Raw genomic sequence first — 15,900 nt, forward strand, 5'->3', positions numbered from 1 at the left:
TCGTCACTTTTTTCATGTCACTTTGCCAGAAAAAGCAAAAGAATTGACGACTCGACTGACTGATAATTTCCAGATTTTAAAACCATCATCTTGAAGTGAGATTGGTATATATTCACCATCATGTGTGATACTAAATTTGGATATCCCAGACAAATGCTCAATCCGTACAGTAGAGTGACCGTTAACCCTATTAGCATAATAAAGATGACTGGCAACCGTTCCGGGAAAACAGCAAGCAGCAGCTAAGCAGCAACCACCGGATACCGCGACAGATAAATGAGCGTTTTTGGGTGTGAGATACCTGATAGTAATATCTCCTTTGGATAAAGAAGGCGCAACAATGGCGACTTTGGGTTGGGTGATAGATTCTGTTAAATCCTTTTCATTCATCACTGCTCCATTGTTTTGACGAATTCCCATCTTAATCCCCATCTCTACCCTGATTTGCATGATTTTTTCTTGTAATACTTGATTATTTTTAATTTCATTGGGATTTTCGTAACCCGAAACTCCCAAACTTTCTGCATTGATAATAATCATCGGTACGGCGACATCAATACACGTGACCGGAACTCCATTCACTTTATCAATCAAATTTCCTGTCGGAAAAAGGGCTTTTGTTTTTGAACATGCAGGATCTGCAAATGACACATTAATCTCAGGAAAATCACCCACTACACCAGGTATATGTGCCAGTTGGTATTTAGGTGACACATTCGCCATCGTACATAAAATATTTTTATTGGTATTTGTATTATAAATACTTAACTTTCCATCGGGCATTAACAACTTTTCCTCTGGGAGATCTCTTATTACCAAGGGTATTGATGAGGTCATATTTCCACAGTTAACTTCCCACGATACGGTACTACTCTCTTTTTCAAGTTGAGCAAAAGTGCTAATCACCTTTTTAGCTTGATAATCGATATCAATAATAAAAGCTTTATTACTGGTTGTAGTTTCCCTGCCCAACCCCTGTAGTTGTTTATTATTTTCATTTTTTCCTTCAAGGGGCACCCCCATGATATACCTAAGAATTTCTTCTTTGAGTTCTTTTTTTTCTGGCAAATGTTTTTGTAATAAAACGATACCAGTTGAAGTTCCGCCTCTCACATAATAGAGAGGAATACGAATAGGAAAAGATGATTTTTTCATATTATCGCTATGAATAAATTAGTTTTTTATTATTCTCATGAAATAGAGAAAATATATTACATCAATGATAAACAAAGCATAAACAGCTATTCTATTTGTTAGTAATGGATTGTTATCACTAATAATGCCAGAGAATTTAATAAAGTGAATGAATCAAGAATCGAAGATTGGACAAAAGAATAAGGGGAATAATTTACCCCATCAAGTCATAGTGATAAAAGGCATTAATGCCATATATCCAGTTCTGATAAAAATAGCATCCATCAGCTCCCAAGTTTTTTATGACTATTTTTAATAATACAATTAACGTGTTGATTATTTTGATTGATTTTTTCTTAATATCAGGTTAAATGAGGTTTATTTATATAGCATAAGTATAGGGGGATATTATATTTTCCATCAAAGTAAAGTGTTTATACGCATTAAACTTCAAGTTGCAATTTACAACACGATATAAAACCTGATTTCTTCCCGCTAAGCGGGGAAAAATCACACGCATCTTTAAGTTAGATTGGTATATAAGCAATCTAACTCAAAAGTTGACGGGCGAATATAATGAATAAAAAGACCATATCCACACCCCATGATGCAGCTTTCAAAGGATTTATGACTCAAATTGAAAATGCTAAAGATTTTTTTGACATCCACCTACCGGAAAAAATCAAGCAATTGTGTGATCTTAGCACATTAACATTAACTAACTCGTCATTCATCGACCGACAGTTGCGTTCAAGAATGTCGGATGTTCTCTATTCGGTGCAAACGCAACAAGGGGAGGGTTATATCTATGTCCTGGTTGAACATCAGTCTACCCCAGATAAAATAATGGCATGGCGAATGATGCATTATTCTTTTATGGCGATGAATCAGCATCTGCAACAGGGAAACAAGACACTGCCGCTGGTTGTACCCGTTTTGTTTTACCACGGTGATCGCAGCCCTTATCCTTTCCAGCAAACCTGGACGCAATGCTTTCCGTTGCCCGAATTGGCAAAAGAGATATACTTTAATCCGTTTCCGTTAATCGATGTAACTGTGATTGATGATAACGAACTGGTGAATCATCGCAAAATCGCCGTGATGGAACTGGCGATGAAGCATAAAAATTTGCGGGAGGGGTTTAAGGCCGTAACCGCGTTATTGGCACAGGCCCTTAAGCACAATTATAATAGTGACAATGATGTGGTCACTATCCTTCATTACCTGTTTAACACGATGGATTCACCGCATTTTGAACAGATTATCCAGCAGCTGATTGAACAGACAGATAGTCGTCAGGAGGTGATTATGACTATTGCTCAACGATTACACGAAAAAGGCCGGAAAGAAGGTCTTCAGCAAGGCGTGCAGCGAGGTCTTCAACAAGGCGTGCAACAGGGTCTTCAACAAGGGGAAGAAAAAGGTCAACGTGAGGCGCGACTCGAAATAGCACGTAACCTGTTGAAAAATGGTGCTAGTATCGAACTGATTATGGAAAGTACCGGCCTGAGCCGTGAAGAACTGCTTTCCCTGCAATAACCCCCTCACCATTCCCTTTTCGCATTCTCTTACCCGCGTTTTTGGTGGGTAAATGAAGTAATAAAAATATAAAGAGAAAATAATGACAACAAAAACAACACACAATTACATAATTCGCCCCATCACTCAACAAGACAATGCAAGCATTGCCGCTGTGATCCGTGAGGTTTCTGCTGAGCATGGCTTAACCGCAGATAAAGGCTTTGCCGTCGCTGATCCTATTCTGGATACCCTGTACGAAGTGTACAACCAGCCACGCAGCGCTTATTGGGTGGTTGAAATGGATGGCGAAGTCGTTGGCGGTGGCGGTATTGCTCCGTTGGCTGGTGGTGATGGTGATACTTGCGAATTACAGAAAATGTACCTTTCGTCGGTATTACGCGGAAAAGGTATTGCCAAGCAAATCGTGAAACAATCTCTCGAATTTGGCACAGAACAAGGCTTTAAACGCTGCTATCTGGAAACGACAGAGGATCTGAAAGCCGCTATTGCTTTGTATGAAAAGCTAGGCTTTGGCTATCTTGATAAGCCTCTTGGCAATACAGGCCACAGTGACTGTGAAGTCAGGATGCTCAAAGCATTATGATGCTATATAGCTTTCAATTAAAGATAGCCAGCCCCACGGTTTAAGTGGGGCAATGTGGTTTGACGCAATCCTCGAAATCTTAATGGAGTCTGGGTTCATCGTCCTCAGGGGGAAAGAGATCACCGTCATCTTCATCATCAGGCGCATTAGGGTCTTCAAAGTACGTTCCCCAACCGTCGTAATTTACACCTATTTTACCAGCCAGATCCATGAGCTGCTCAACCTGTGCGTCGATCAATTCAGCTTCCAGACGACTTTCGCTGATCACATCACAACACATCAAAACAACACCGTCTTCTGTTTCCAGCTCTTCTGCATCCGTCACTTCATAGCCTAACCTGAAAGCTTCAAGGGCTGCCTTTTCCAGTCGGTCGAAGTCTTCTGCCGAAAAATGGTGCTCAATAATATAGAGTGCATCCGGATCACTGCCATCTTCCAATAATTCTTCGATGATCAAGCGAGTTTCTTCACACTGTTCTTCTAAAGCATGTGGGTCTGCCATGCCAATCCCCTCTGTCAGTTGGCTGTCTTGTTTCGCATTCTCCCATCTTTTATGTACAAAGGATATATCTATCCAATTTTGTTCAAAAAGAAATACATAACTTAAGCGGCTGATCTATAACCTGTCTTGGTACATTCATTCCTATACACTCTGCACACAGGGCTTGTAATTGAATTTTTTTATCGATATATAGTGAATATAAATTCAATATTTCCTACTGGAGACAATGCATAATGAACCCATTTTTCAAGCGTTCTTTCCTAAGATTACTTGACATTACTTCCACAGAAATTAATACCCTTTTAACTTTGTCTCATGCATTAAAAGCGAATAAAAAATCAGGTTCTGAATCTCTGTTACTCACTGGGAAAAATATTGCCCTGATTTTCGAAAAAGACTCCACTCGTACACGCTGCGCATTTGAAGTTGCAGCCCATGATCAAGGTGCCAACGTTACCTATTTAGGCTCAAGCGGCAGTCAGATCGGGCACAAAGAATCCATCAAAGATACTGCGCGGGTACTTGGGCGTTTATATGATGGTATCCAATACCGTGGATATAGTCAGAAAATTGTCGAAACGCTTGCGCAATACTCAGGCGTTCCGGTTTGGAATGGCCTGACGGATGAATTCCACCCAACCCAACTATTGGCTGATCTAATGACGATGCAGGAACACAGCCAAAAACCACTCTCTGAGATCAAATTGGCTTATTTGGGCGATGCCCGCAATAACATGGGTAATACTCTGCTGGAAGCGGCTGCATTGACAGGGATAGATCTCCGTTTGGTTGCTCCAAGAACATGTTGGCCGGAAAAAAATTTGGTTGCGGAATGTCAAAAACAGGCAGAGAAAACAGGCGGCCAGATCACCCTGACAGAAGATATTACGCAAGGTGTAAAAGGTGTCGATTTTCTATATACCGATGTTTGGGTATCAATGGGAGAACCAAAATCGACCTGGCAAGAACGCATTGCCTTACTGAAGCCCTATCAAGTCAATATGGATGTTGTGAAACTCACAGGAAACCCAGAAGTTAAGTTCCTGCATTGTCTGCCTGCTTTCCATGATGAAGAAACAACACTTGGTAAGCAACTGGCAGAGGAATTCAATTTATATGGTGGTCTGGAAGTCACAAATGAAGTATTTGAATCAAAACACAGCGTTGTGTTTGATCAGGCTGAAAATCGAATGCATACCATTAAGGCCGTAGTGGTAGCAACACTGGTGGAAAACCTCGTGTTGTAATAATTGATTTATATTTTTCGTCCACTTATATAAAAGATGTACCATATAGATCTACACTTACAATTTAAAGAAGATAACCAAATAAAAATAGTGAATTAACTCACTATTTTTATTTGCATCAATTAATATCACTAACAAAAATAATTTCAAACATGTTTTTTGGTTTTTATACCATTTAAATTGGGTTGATAATCAACAAACTTAAAAGCGCTCCCCACATAAACCCCATTAATGCCATGATCTTTATCACTCTATTTTACGAGTACTCCTTCATAATCCGCATAAAAACTGAGGTTTTAGATAGGATTAAACTTCAAGTTGCAATTTATAACACTAAATGAAATCACACGCATCTTGAAGTTAGATTGGTATATGTTTATTAAATGTTTTAACCGTTTAAAGTATAGATAGTTTCTGTAAGGCAATCGGATAAAATCCAATATAGGATTATTTTTTGATATCAACAAAGTCAAAACAAACGCGTTACTCTTTTTGATTGTCAGTCTCAAACGTCAGCACCACTTTAATCAACTAAAGGAAATGGCAATGAAATTAGAAACTTTATCCATCCACGCAGGTTATTCACCCGATCCAACCACCAAAGCCGTTGCGGTCCCAATTTATCAGACAACTTCCTACGCTTTTGATGATTCCCAACATGGTGCTGATCTGTTTGATTTAAAAGTGGAAGGTAATATTTATTCCCGCATCATGAATCCAACCAATGATGTATTGGAAAAACGTGTCGCCGCTTTAGAAGGTGGTATCGGTGCGCTGGCGGTCGCTTCGGGCATGGCGGCAATCACTTATGCCATACAAACCATCGCCACGGTCGGGGATAATATTGTCTCTGTCGCAAAATTGTATGGCGGAACTTATAACCTGATGGCACACAGTTTCCCAACTATGGGGATTGAAACCCGTTTTGTTGATCATGACAATCTCGCGGCCGTTGACACCCTGATTGATAAAAGAACCAAAGCCGTCTATTGCGAATCCATCACCAACCCCAGTGGGAATATCATTGATATCCAGGCGCTGGCCGAGATTGCCCATCGGCACGGCATTCCTCTTATTGTCGATAATACCGTCGCAACGCCCTACTTATGCCGCCCGTTTGAACATGGCGCCGATATTATCATCCATTCCCTGACCAAATATATTGGCGGTCATGGCACCTCGATTGGTGGGATGATTGTCGATTCAGGCAAATTTCCCTGGGCAGCGCATCAGGATCGCTTTGCAATTTTAGGCACACCAGATCCTTCATATCACGGTATAACCTATACCGAACATTTTGGTGCTGCTGCCTTTATCGCTCGCTGCCGTGTCGGGCCACTGCGTAGCACAGGCGCGGCATTGTCACCGTTCAATGCCTTTTTGATGTTACAAGGGCTAGAAACATTGGCGTTACGGATGGAACGCCATACTGAAAACGCCCTGAAGATCGCACAATATCTGGAAACACATCCTCAAGTCTCTTGGGTGAACTATGCAGGGTTGTCTGCACATCCTGAACATGATTTGGCTGTCCGTTATATGGGGGGCAAGCCAGCGTCTATTCTGTCTTTCGGCATTAAAGGCGGGGAAAAAGCAGGTATACGCTTTATTGATGCCCTGCAATTGATTGTTCGTTTGGTTAATATTGGTGATGCCAAATCTCTGGCTTGTCATCCAGCCTCGACAACCCACCGTCAGCTAAATGATGAAGAAATGGTAAAAGCGGGGGTTTCACGCGATTTAATTCGCTTATCCATCGGTATTGAACATAGCGATGATATTATTGCCGACCTCGCACAAGCGCTGGCGGCAGCCAAAACGCAGTAAATTCGTTGTTAAGAACGATACATAAAAATAAACACAGGCTCTAATGCTGAACCTGTGTTTTTATTATTTATCTGACTTAATTAGCTATTTTTACATGTCGAACACACAAAGCTGCTCGCTGTCACCTGTTGCTGAAAAGTCAGGGGTAAGTGTTTTAACATTAAACTTAATAGGTGACTGACCGGGGCGGCCTGATGTATTAGCTCGTGGGACAAGCACGTTGTTCAACACCGATACAAGAGGCTTACTAACTACTCCCCAATCCATTATATTGGGAAACTCTTCAAGTAGCGTCGTGCCATCTTTTTCCATATGGACATCTAGATACGTCGGGTCATTTGTCATGGTCACTGGATATACATCCGACAAATTCGCTTTTCTTGCCTTCGCGATTCCACCTTGGGTGCAATCCTGACTATAGGACATGCCAGCAATATAACGCTTCGGTTTTATTGTATAAGTATAGGCCTGTATCGCTCCTGTCCGTTTGTTAGTAACAATCGTCCTTATCTTTGAAGATCCCAGCGCAGCATAACCGCCCGACCTAAATGGGAACTGAATACCATCCGCCTGTAAATTCACCACCATTCCTGTAACTACTTCAACCTCGCCTTCTTCATCACTACCAGGCTTAATAAGCGGGTCAGTGCGATTAATTCGCATCTCTGCGAAAACGCCGTCGATGAGGTTATAAGGTCCATTCTCATTACTCTGGTAAAAATGGTTGATTGCAGAGTTTTGCTGCACGAAAAGATACAATCCTGCAGGTTGATCTACCGGTTTAAAGTTCACAGCAGTGTTAGCAATCGATTCCTGTTTTCCATTTTTCGTCACAAAATCCAGCTTGACCTTGACATTTTTAACACCGACAGAGCTGGTCAAGGTTGTGGTTAAGTATCCCTTCTCATCTGTGGTTAGCTGTTTATTACCGAATACCAGCTTGCCTTCCTCTACCAGTTTGTTGTGGTCAAGTTTGTCATTAGATACACCCCAAACCACCTTATCGTGACCAAAGGTCAGATGAGGTATGGCAGTATTACCGGAAGAATCAGTCACTTTTGCTTTATAGGTATAAGGCACTTTCCCGTCACCATTGAGTTCTTTACTCGATGTAACTTCTATTGCGCCAATCTTAATGCCACCGATGAAAGCCACTGGGTTGTCAACGTATGTCTTTGTTTTACCCCCATCAATTGATGCACCGACTTTAATATCTTTTGCAGGCTTGGTACTACTTAAGGTAGCAAATAAGTTTCCATCAGCATCTGTAGTCTCTTGCACTGACGACCATTTCATGCCATCCGGCAAGGTTTCAGGATACCACTGAACATCCACTTTCTGATTTTTCAGTGGGACACCGTTCTTATCTTTCACTGCTGCCGTAAAGGTATAGCCATTATCTCCAGCGAGGCGCAGCCCGGCTGTCAACGGCTTGACGGATTGAACCTTAAAGTCAGAGATAAGACCGCTAAAGCCAATATCACCAATATGGGCTTTTTGCATTCCTGGCATTTCCAGGAAAACTTTTACATCTTTCAGCGGCTGGGAAGTCGTTACCGTTGCCTGCAATTGCCCCTCAGCATTGGTTTTACTGGATTTTCCCCAACTCAGTTTCACATCGTTATTCGCTGGCTCAAGAGACCAAGTGACATCTTCAATCACACCATTGCGAATAATATCTTTATCGGTTGTACCATGAGCGATTGTTGCCAATAACTTATAACCGCCCGGATCACCCGCAGCAGAAGTTGTCAATTGTTCAGTCTTAAATTGTCTGACAACAAAAGGCTGAACTGTCACATTCAAAATAGCTGGCTTGCTGACTTTACCGTTATTTCCTTCCGCAAAGATATTGATCGTATGCGTATTTTGTCCATCAGGAATATATTTAGGCAATACAAGCGAAATTAACTTATTACCGCCACCCACCTTGGAAATACCGCCTCCATTTTTGGTAAATGCGTTATCTGCCTGAAATATTATATTCTTGACGTTTGATTCTACGTTAGCCGCTATCGGTATTGGTGATGGCCATGCTTGCTGGCTATAACCTACGATGTTGTTTTGCGACAACGCTAATTGCAGTTCATCTGGCTTCTTCCTGTGATCAAGCACAATATGGTTGTTTCTTTCCACTAAGTCATAGCGGCTACCTGCCAATGTACGCATGGAAGCAACACTATCAGGCGAGAACTGCACTCCCCAAGGTACTCCAAAGCGATAATTCAGGTTGGCCTGGAACAAAGTTTCACTGTGCCCGCTGCCACCATATTTGTAGTCTACCCCCATTGTCACCAATGGAATCGGCGTATAGTTCAGGCCAACTCTACCCAGGCTGGGGTTTTTCTGTTTACTACCACGATTGAACAATTCAACGTTATCACCAAAGTATTGTTCAAAGCCTAACTTACCACCCAGGTTCGGGTAAGCAGGTAAATAGAATTCGCCTTGAAGATCAAAGCCGTTGGCCGCACGCTCTTCCCAATCCTGTTTTTCCAATGACTGACGCCAGTCAGTCAGACGCAAGTATGAGTTAGCAGAAAGTTTGACATAATCTGTCCAGGCTTCTGCACCTACACCGATGCGCTGATTTTTACCGGTGACATCATGGTCATAGAAAGTATTCAGCCCGTACATCCAAGTAGGCGTAAAATAACGCCCACCCACACCGACATTCACGGTATGGCGGCTGTCTTTATTGCGATAACCAAATTGGGAGAAAACCAACCAATCGGTTTTATTGTCGTAGAGCGGAAGCAACAGATCCAGAGAACCATTATCCAGTTTGCCTTTTCTATCGAGGGAAAAGTTGATTCTGGCTGTCCCAAACTGGGATAACCATTTCTGGGTTTCGCTGGATATTATTCCATTGACTTTTCCTAACGCGTAGGATTTAGCTTGTTCGGTAAGCTGGGAAGGTGAAGATGACAACACCCGACTCACCGTCTGAATATTTTGCGCAATTAAACCTGCTGTAGTATCTCCCCTATTATCTAACTGATTTTCACCTGCCACTTTCTGTGCTTGCTGTTCAGTGTTTTTCTCACCTATAGCCAATGTATTCGTTGCGATAAATGGTAAAAACAAAGAACCTATATATAGCGAAGATCTAACGAACTTCTTACTAATATATGAGCCCATATATAGTACCTCATGGAATATTTGATGTCCCAACATTGAATAAGAATAAAAAATTAATCTTTTTGTGCACTTAAGATACATTAGGTGACTTATTGCTAATCTGCTTAATGAAAATTTTTTATTAGTTGATAATAAGAAGTTATCACTTGCTATTTTGAATGGCCGGTTATTACATGAGATGCGAATTAGCATAAAAAATCAGGCTTGATATTCAATCAAATAGGGGATTTTAATGGTGTATTCTTAATATTTATTTTTCAGAGAAAAATTTATTTGGCGATAAATTTCAAGTTACCGTGTTATTGGCGGTAACTTGAAAAATAGTACATATTTAACCAAACTATTTGGGACTGTCTTCTTCAACTTCAACAACCTCTGCGACCATATTCATTTGCTTCTCAACCCATTGCTTCTGAATGATATAACGGATAACCATTTCCACAACACTGTTCAAAACGAGTATTCACATTGTGCAAGTCAAAGTTGTTGTAAGCATACTTCACCAATGTTGTGGTTTTTGACGGTGTCACTACGAGCTGAGGAGGACCTTTGTACCGAGTGATCAGTGATTATTCAGAGGCATCCGGAGGGTGACGAGCTTCCTTATACGGCAAATATAAAAGGTAGGTTTGCAGAAAATTACAGTTGATATGATAAGTTATAGCTTATATTATGGCAATATAAGTTATAGGTTATAGAGGAAAAGCTGATTTTGTGGACTGTCATTTTAAGGCAGCGTTTTGATGCTTGGCTGCATGAGCAAGAAGATGGCTTACAGGAAAAAGTGCTGGCCGATCTGATGAATCTTGAAACTTACGGGCCAAAACTTTCCCGTCCTTATGCTGATACAGTAAAAGGTTCCAGACACAAGAATATGAAGGAATTGCGCATATAGTATGCTGGCCGTCCAATTCGTGCGTTTTTCGCGTTCGATCCGGAAAGACAGGCTATCGTGTTGTGTGCAGGTGACAAAAGTAACGACAAACGGTTTTATGAAACTATGATACGTGTGGCTGATGATGAGTTCTCAGCACATCTGGAGGACAAAAAATGAGAACGTTACGTGAAACCATTGCTACTCGCTCTGCGGAAAGTCAAGCCCGTATCAAAGAGATGGCGGATGAAATGATCCTTGAGACTGGCTTACAGATGATGCGGGAGGAACTTAAGTTGTCGCAGAAGTCTCTGGCCGAAGCTATGGGAATCAGTCAACCTGCAGTGACTCAGATAGAGCAGCGTGGCAACGAAGTGAAGCTGGCTACTCTTAAACGTTATGTCGAAGCTATGGGAGGAAAACTTAGCCTGACTATTGAGCTTCCTGATGGTGGCGGGCGGGTATTTCATATCTGATTCGGGTCTGTTCATAGTGGGACCGTGATCCCACTTCTAATAGTTATCACGGCCTAATAAAGTCATCCAATTAAGTTCATTGAAAAACAGAGCACCTTCTTGGGATATGTCAATGGGATATACCTCACTTAATTTCCCCAAACTGCGAGCAATTATTAATCACTCGCAGCTCGCCCCCCGATTATCCCTCCCTTCTAATAATCCGGCGACGCTTATTAAACAGATCCGGCAGTATCACCTGCGATACGCACTGCCATTCAATTTTATCGATATCCACCCTTTGTTTGGCAAAATAGTCTGACAGCGCTAACTGGCAGTGCTGGAGGACTTCGATGCTACAATCCCCTTCCAGTTTCAGCGACAACGCCGCCTGAGTTAACCGATAATCGCTCGTTAACGGCAGAGTATTGGCAATGATCCGTGAACAAGGATCAGCGAAAATATTGACTGTTCCTCCTGTAAGCGCAGGTAAAATTAACTGATCATCATTGCGCCCTTCGATGCGCTCTATCGCCATTGCAGGGTTACCGCACGCACAAGGTTTTTTTCTCACAACCAAAATATCATCAAGCTGATAACGTACAATAGGCTGCGTTTCACGGGTAAAATCAGTAATAATCGGGTTAAAACGCGATTCATCTATCCATTTCGGCTCAATATGCAGAAACTCTTCATTAAGATGCAGCGTCCCATGCGAGCAAGTACATGCCAGAAAACCTTCCGTTGCCTGATAAATTTCTCCTACGTCCCTAAATACGGCCTGCAACAGTTGGCGATCTTGCGGCTCCAGCACTTCTGCCACCGAGATCACTTTAACCGGCGGCAATGATGTTTCACCTTGCTGGATCTTCAATGCCAATGCCCGCAGCACCTGGGCGGGCGCGACAATAATAGTGGGTTGATACGCGACTAATGCTTGTACCTGCTGATTAAAGTCAGCAAACAAGTCAAAAAAACGGAAGGAGATCCAACGGTTCTGGACACTATCGTAGAGATTATTCCCTGCCCGTAAAAACAGCGCAACTCGCTCACCGTGAAATAAGCCGTTTGGCAGCATTTTGGCAAGCAGGGTTCCCGCCCAAATGCTCCGCTCTTTCGGGCTGGCAACGAAAAGACCTCGTTGTCCTGATGTCCCCGATGACATACCAACGCTGAATTTGCCAACTGTTGGCGTGAAATCTCGTGACTGTTCACTCAACCGCGCACATGCCAAAAGCTCATCGCGTCTGAGACCCGCCGTATTCATCTGGTCGAAATTTTCCATCATGATGGCTTTATTCATAAACGGATATTCCGCCAACGATAAATCACCATATGAGGAAAAATAAGGGCTTTTCGCCAGAACCCTATGCCTGAATCGCGCCAATTCTCTCAATTGGTGTTGCTCAAGCTGCTGTCGGTTGGTGAATTTCCACCGTTTTTTGGCTCGCCAATAGTACCAAAATGTTTTAAATATCATTCCAAATCTCCCTCATGGCAGAGCTGGATAGGGATCTGTTTTTGGTCAATGTGATGCAGCTTATTCAGTGTTTCGTAATAGGCACGGCTGTCATCCATAATAAGATTCGCCAACTTTGCAGGCCCACGCAGTTCACGGTAATTCGTTGGTGACCAGGCAGCATCTCCCGCTAACAATATCCAACCCTGATCACTCAATACACACAGGCCAAGATGCCCTGCCGCATGACCAGGTAGCGGAACAATCAGTATCTGCTTCTGGCTCCCCGGCACGGCATAACCTTTCCCCAATACCGATAACTCTTCTGGCAACGGGCTGGCTTCAAACCCTTCATAAAAACTGACTCTGGATTCGAAATCTTCCGGCATTAACCCCCGCACAAAGGCTTTTCTTAGCGCCGCAATACCTCGTAAGTGACGCGTCTGACGCCAACCTTCCCCCGAACAGATAAATTTGGCCTGCGGGAAATCCCGTAATCCGGCAATATGATCACCATGAAAGTGAGAAATGATAATGCCATCAATATCACGTGCCTGAATATCTTCCCCTTTGAGTTGCATCACCAGTGCGTCTTTGCTGTCAAAGTAAACCGGCGTGACCGTGCGATATAAGCGAATAATCCCACTACGGGTATGATCGTAAAAATGGTTGGCGTATCCGGTATCAAGGAGCCAACGCTTATCATGACACTCCAGCAACCACGCCCGAGCCGGAAATTTGCATACGCGAAGACTGGCGCCTTTCAATGCCATGCAACCGGAATGCGTGCAATATCCCACGTTAAAAACACGTATCTTAACCATGTGAACCCGTCTTCTGGTCTGCCTGTTTTAGCCAATTGGCCGTTAAATGAATACCTTCCTCTATGGTATAAATCGGCGAATAACCCAGCTCTTCTTTCGCTCTTGCGTTATCCAGTGTCATGGAGTAATAAGCCGCGCCAATGCCATAACGCGTCAGCAACGGCTCTTTTCGGGTGAGCATAGCAATGCCTTCCAGGATTGTCGCAACGCCATACAAAAGTGGATAAGGCAATGATTTGATCCGATAACTAAACTGCATCTCATCAAATAACTGCCCTAAGATCTTCGCCAATGGCTGTGGCTGTTGATTAGTAATGTTGTATATCGCCCCACTTTGTATGCCTTCACGGAGAGTTGCCAATAACATGGCATGAACAACATTCATTACGTAAGTGAGATCCAGGGCATTCCTTCCCCCTGCTGGCAAAGCAATAACGCCTTTGCTGGCTTTAACCTGAGCCAACAAACGCGGCAACAATACCCTGTCATGCGGGCCAAATAACCCACGGGGGCGCAAGATAATGTAAGTCGTGTCAGGATAGCGAGGGATCAATTGACGTATGCTCTCTTCCGCCAGAAACTTGGTTCGGGCGTAATCATTGGCGAAACACTGGCTGCGCTGATGTTCGGTAACATGCTGTTGGTGGGAAAAATTAAAGTACACAGCTGGAGTAGAAATATGGACAAATCGCTGGATACCACATAGGCCGGCCGCTTGTGCCAAAATCTGTGTCGCAGCCACATTGATACGTTCAAACTCATCAGGATCGCCCCAGGGAGAAGATTTGGCGGCGCAATGCCAGACTGCATCACACTCTGACATCAGCCCGATGGCTTGCTCCTTCGTTAACGTCGCCAGCTCAGCACGGCGAAATTCCGCCCCCAATCGAGACAATTCCCTTCCCGCCTGCGGATCACGTCCGGTTGCCACCACCGTCTCGCCACGGGATAACAGGTAATCAACGGCATTACGACCTAAACCACTCGTGGCTCCGGTTACAAGAATTTTCATGGTATTAAAATCATCTCACTTAACGAAAGCCCAGCCGCTGTACCAAGCAACATCACATAATCACGACCATAATAGCGATCTGTCATGATGGCTTCATGCAGTGCGCTTGGAATAGATGCCGCAACCTGATTACCGCGATAACGATAGATATTCACAAATCTCTCATCTTTGATATTCAAGCGCTTGAGAATATGTTTCAATCCCAAATGGCTTGCCTGATGAGGTATCACGGTATCGATATCGGACATGGCAAGATTGGCACTCCCCAATACACGCGCTGTAAATTCTTCAATCAATGAAGCAGTCAGTTTAAACAGTGGCTTACCCTGCATCTGGAACAGGAAATCGCTATCTTCCATACCTGAACGCAGATTCTTGCGGGTTCCGCCAGCCCGGATCTCACATAATTCAAGGCCTTCTGGGTAGGTTTCATGTTTGTAGGTCACAATCCCACTTTTCCCATTCCCTTTTTCAACGATCACACAAGCCGCCCCATCACCAAAAATCAGTGAGGATTCTTGATGCGACCAATCAATTCCACGGGAAGCCATCTCCGAAGAAACAATAGCAATCCGCCGATACTGTCGGGTTGCCAGCAATCCACTCGCAATATCCAGCGCAGAAATAAAACTCACACAGCTTGCATTAATATCAAAACAGGCGGTTCCTGCCGTTAACCGACTCTCGTTTAAAATATGTGCTGCGGAATAAGGTAAAGCTTGAATCGGGATAGCCGAAGCTGAAATCAGCAAATCAATTGAATCTGGCGAGATTTGATGTGTATCTAACGTATTATGCAGTGCCTCTGCGGCAAATTTAGCTGGGGATGCATCATAATCCGAATGATAGCGATACTCTATTCCAGAATGTTTTTCGACAAAACCCTTCGGCTTATTAAACCTTAAATCTAAATCGGATGAATACACTTTGTTTTCTGGTAAGGCAATACCAGACGCAATGATCTTCAATGGGATCAATTCATTTATATTTTTCATTTTTTTATAACTTCCAAGTGTTAATTTTTTGTTTAAATTCGTAGCCAGAATATGAAGTGAATTCTGAGTAGGGTGAGAATAAATGAATATTTATCAGATAGCCGATTAAACAGGAAGTCTATATTTATGACACATCATATTACTAAATTGAAATATTCAATGCAGTCACTTGAAAAATAAAAAAATTTCTCAGCTTATAATTTCAGCATCATAAAATTTTTTTAATGCAAAAAACACATTATGAGATTTAATCATGGCATTTGTTGTCTATATGTAAAATAAAGGTCAATGTTAATTGACAAATA

The 15,900-nt window shown here is 42.7% G+C and carries 12 protein-coding genes and 1 pseudogene; 6 read left to right on the plus strand and 7 right to left on the minus strand.

Annotated elements, in window-relative coordinates:
* Positions 1–12 precede the first annotated feature (12 nt).
* Positions 13–1,155 carry a PrpF domain-containing protein gene (locus tag IQ211_RS14100; RefSeq protein ID WP_193836403.1) on the minus strand — a complete coding sequence of 381 codons (1,143 nt, stop codon included), beginning with the start codon at positions 1,153–1,155 and terminating at the stop codon, positions 13–15.
* A gap of 555 nt (positions 1,156–1,710) precedes the next feature.
* Here IQ211_RS14100 and IQ211_RS14105 point away from each other — a divergent pair.
* Both IQ211_RS14105 and IQ211_RS14110 read left to right on the plus strand, forming a co-directional pair.
* Entirely contained in the window at positions 1,711–2,673 is a 963-nt protein-coding gene (locus IQ211_RS14105; RefSeq protein ID WP_189760019.1) for an Rpn family recombination-promoting nuclease/putative transposase, read from the plus strand.
* An 82-nt stretch (positions 2,674–2,755) separates the two neighbouring features.
* Positions 2,756–3,259: a GNAT family N-acetyltransferase gene (locus tag IQ211_RS14110; RefSeq protein WP_189760020.1), complete on the plus strand. Its 504-nt coding sequence runs from the start codon at positions 2,756–2,758 to the stop codon at positions 3,257–3,259.
* A 79-nt stretch (positions 3,260–3,338) separates the two neighbouring features.
* Here IQ211_RS14110 and rraB read toward each other — a convergent pair whose 3' ends face one another.
* On the minus strand, positions 3,339–3,761 hold the full coding sequence (rraB, locus tag IQ211_RS14115; protein ID WP_189760021.1) for a ribonuclease E inhibitor RraB: 423 nt from the start codon (positions 3,759–3,761) through the stop codon (positions 3,339–3,341).
* 233 nt (positions 3,762–3,994) lie between these two features.
* On the opposite strand from rraB, the gene argF reads away from it, so the two are divergent.
* Positions 3,995–5,008, plus strand: a complete 1,014-nt coding sequence (gene argF, locus IQ211_RS14120; protein ID WP_189760022.1) for an ornithine carbamoyltransferase — start codon at positions 3,995–3,997, stop codon at positions 5,006–5,008.
* Between the two features lie 546 nt (positions 5,009–5,554).
* The gene (locus IQ211_RS14125) at positions 5,555–6,835 is read left to right on the plus strand and encodes a bifunctional O-acetylhomoserine aminocarboxypropyltransferase/cysteine synthase (protein WP_189760023.1); all 1,281 of its coding nucleotides are present in this window, start codon (positions 5,555–5,557) and stop codon (positions 6,833–6,835) included.
* A 90-nt stretch (positions 6,836–6,925) separates the two neighbouring features.
* Here IQ211_RS14125 and IQ211_RS14130 read toward each other — a convergent pair whose 3' ends face one another.
* Positions 6,926–9,976 carry an inverse autotransporter beta domain-containing protein gene (locus IQ211_RS14130; RefSeq protein WP_189760024.1) on the minus strand — a complete coding sequence of 1,017 codons (3,051 nt, stop codon included), beginning with the start codon at positions 9,974–9,976 and terminating at the stop codon, positions 6,926–6,928.
* Positions 9,977–10,688: 712 nt separating this feature from the next.
* Between IQ211_RS14130 and IQ211_RS14135 the strand changes: the two are divergent.
* Both IQ211_RS14135 and IQ211_RS14140 read left to right on the plus strand, forming a co-directional pair.
* Positions 10,689–11,030 (plus strand): annotated as a pseudogene (locus IQ211_RS14135) (type II toxin-antitoxin system RelE/ParE family toxin).
* A complete protein-coding gene (locus IQ211_RS14140; RefSeq protein ID WP_189760025.1) occupies positions 11,027–11,326 on the plus strand; it encodes a helix-turn-helix domain-containing protein in 300 nt (99 codons plus the stop codon). Before IQ211_RS14135 ends, IQ211_RS14140 begins: the two are co-directional and overlap by 4 nt.
* Before the next feature lie 181 nt (positions 11,327–11,507).
* Here IQ211_RS14140 and IQ211_RS14145 read toward each other — a convergent pair whose 3' ends face one another.
* The 4 genes from IQ211_RS14145 to IQ211_RS14160 are packed head-to-tail and all read right to left on the minus strand — an operon-like array spanning position 11,508 to position 15,595.
* On the minus strand, positions 11,508–12,785 hold the full coding sequence (locus tag IQ211_RS14145; protein WP_189760026.1) for a F390 synthetase-related protein: 1,278 nt from the start codon (positions 12,783–12,785) through the stop codon (positions 11,508–11,510).
* The gene (locus tag IQ211_RS14150) at positions 12,782–13,588 is read right to left on the minus strand and encodes an MBL fold metallo-hydrolase (protein WP_189760027.1); all 807 of its coding nucleotides are present in this window, start codon (positions 13,586–13,588) and stop codon (positions 12,782–12,784) included. Before IQ211_RS14150 ends, IQ211_RS14145 begins: the two co-directional genes overlap by 4 nt.
* A complete protein-coding gene (locus IQ211_RS14155; RefSeq protein WP_189760028.1) occupies positions 13,581–14,600 on the minus strand; it encodes an NAD-dependent epimerase/dehydratase family protein in 1,020 nt (339 codons plus the stop codon). The genes IQ211_RS14150 and IQ211_RS14155 overlap by 8 nt, the downstream gene beginning before the upstream one ends.
* Positions 14,597–15,595, minus strand: a complete 999-nt coding sequence (locus IQ211_RS14160; protein WP_189760029.1) for a 3-oxoacyl-[acyl-carrier-protein] synthase III C-terminal domain-containing protein — start codon at positions 15,593–15,595, stop codon at positions 14,597–14,599. Before IQ211_RS14160 ends, IQ211_RS14155 begins: the two co-directional genes overlap by 4 nt.
* Between the last annotated feature and the right edge of the window lie 305 nt (positions 15,596–15,900).

Source organism: Xenorhabdus griffiniae, from assembly GCF_015163655.1.
Taxonomy (GTDB): Bacteria; Pseudomonadota; Gammaproteobacteria; order Enterobacterales; family Enterobacteriaceae; genus Xenorhabdus; species Xenorhabdus griffiniae.

What these genes read in the sequence shown, in the direction of transcription:
- IQ211_RS14155 (WP_189760028.1), bottom strand. Translation starts at nt 14,600, where the DNA reads ATGAAAATTCTTGTAACCGGAGCCACGAGTGGTTTAGGTCGTAATGCC.
- IQ211_RS14110 (WP_189760020.1), top strand. Translation starts at nt 2,756, where the DNA reads ATGACAACAAAAACAACACACAATTACATAATTCGCCCCATCACTCAA.
- rraB (WP_189760021.1), bottom strand. Translation starts at nt 3,761, where the DNA reads ATGGCAGACCCACATGCTTTAGAAGAACAGTGTGAAGAAACTCGCTTG.
- IQ211_RS14145 (WP_189760026.1), bottom strand. Translation starts at nt 12,785, where the DNA reads ATGATATTTAAAACATTTTGGTACTATTGGCGAGCCAAAAAACGGTGG.
- argF (WP_189760022.1), top strand. Translation starts at nt 3,995, where the DNA reads ATGAACCCATTTTTCAAGCGTTCTTTCCTAAGATTACTTGACATTACT.
- IQ211_RS14150 (WP_189760027.1), bottom strand. Translation starts at nt 13,588, where the DNA reads ATGGTTAAGATACGTGTTTTTAACGTGGGATATTGCACGCATTCCGGT.
- IQ211_RS14105 (WP_189760019.1), top strand. Translation starts at nt 1,711, where the DNA reads ATGAATAAAAAGACCATATCCACACCCCATGATGCAGCTTTCAAAGGA.
- IQ211_RS14130 (WP_189760024.1), bottom strand. Translation starts at nt 9,976, where the DNA reads ATGGGCTCATATATTAGTAAGAAGTTCGTTAGATCTTCGCTATATATA.
- IQ211_RS14160 (WP_189760029.1), bottom strand. Translation starts at nt 15,595, where the DNA reads ATGAAAAATATAAATGAATTGATCCCATTGAAGATCATTGCGTCTGGT.
- IQ211_RS14140 (WP_189760025.1), top strand. Translation starts at nt 11,027, where the DNA reads ATGAGAACGTTACGTGAAACCATTGCTACTCGCTCTGCGGAAAGTCAA.
- IQ211_RS14100 (WP_193836403.1), bottom strand. Translation starts at nt 1,155, where the DNA reads ATGAAAAAATCATCTTTTCCTATTCGTATTCCTCTCTATTATGTGAGA.
- IQ211_RS14125 (WP_189760023.1), top strand. Translation starts at nt 5,555, where the DNA reads ATGAAATTAGAAACTTTATCCATCCACGCAGGTTATTCACCCGATCCA.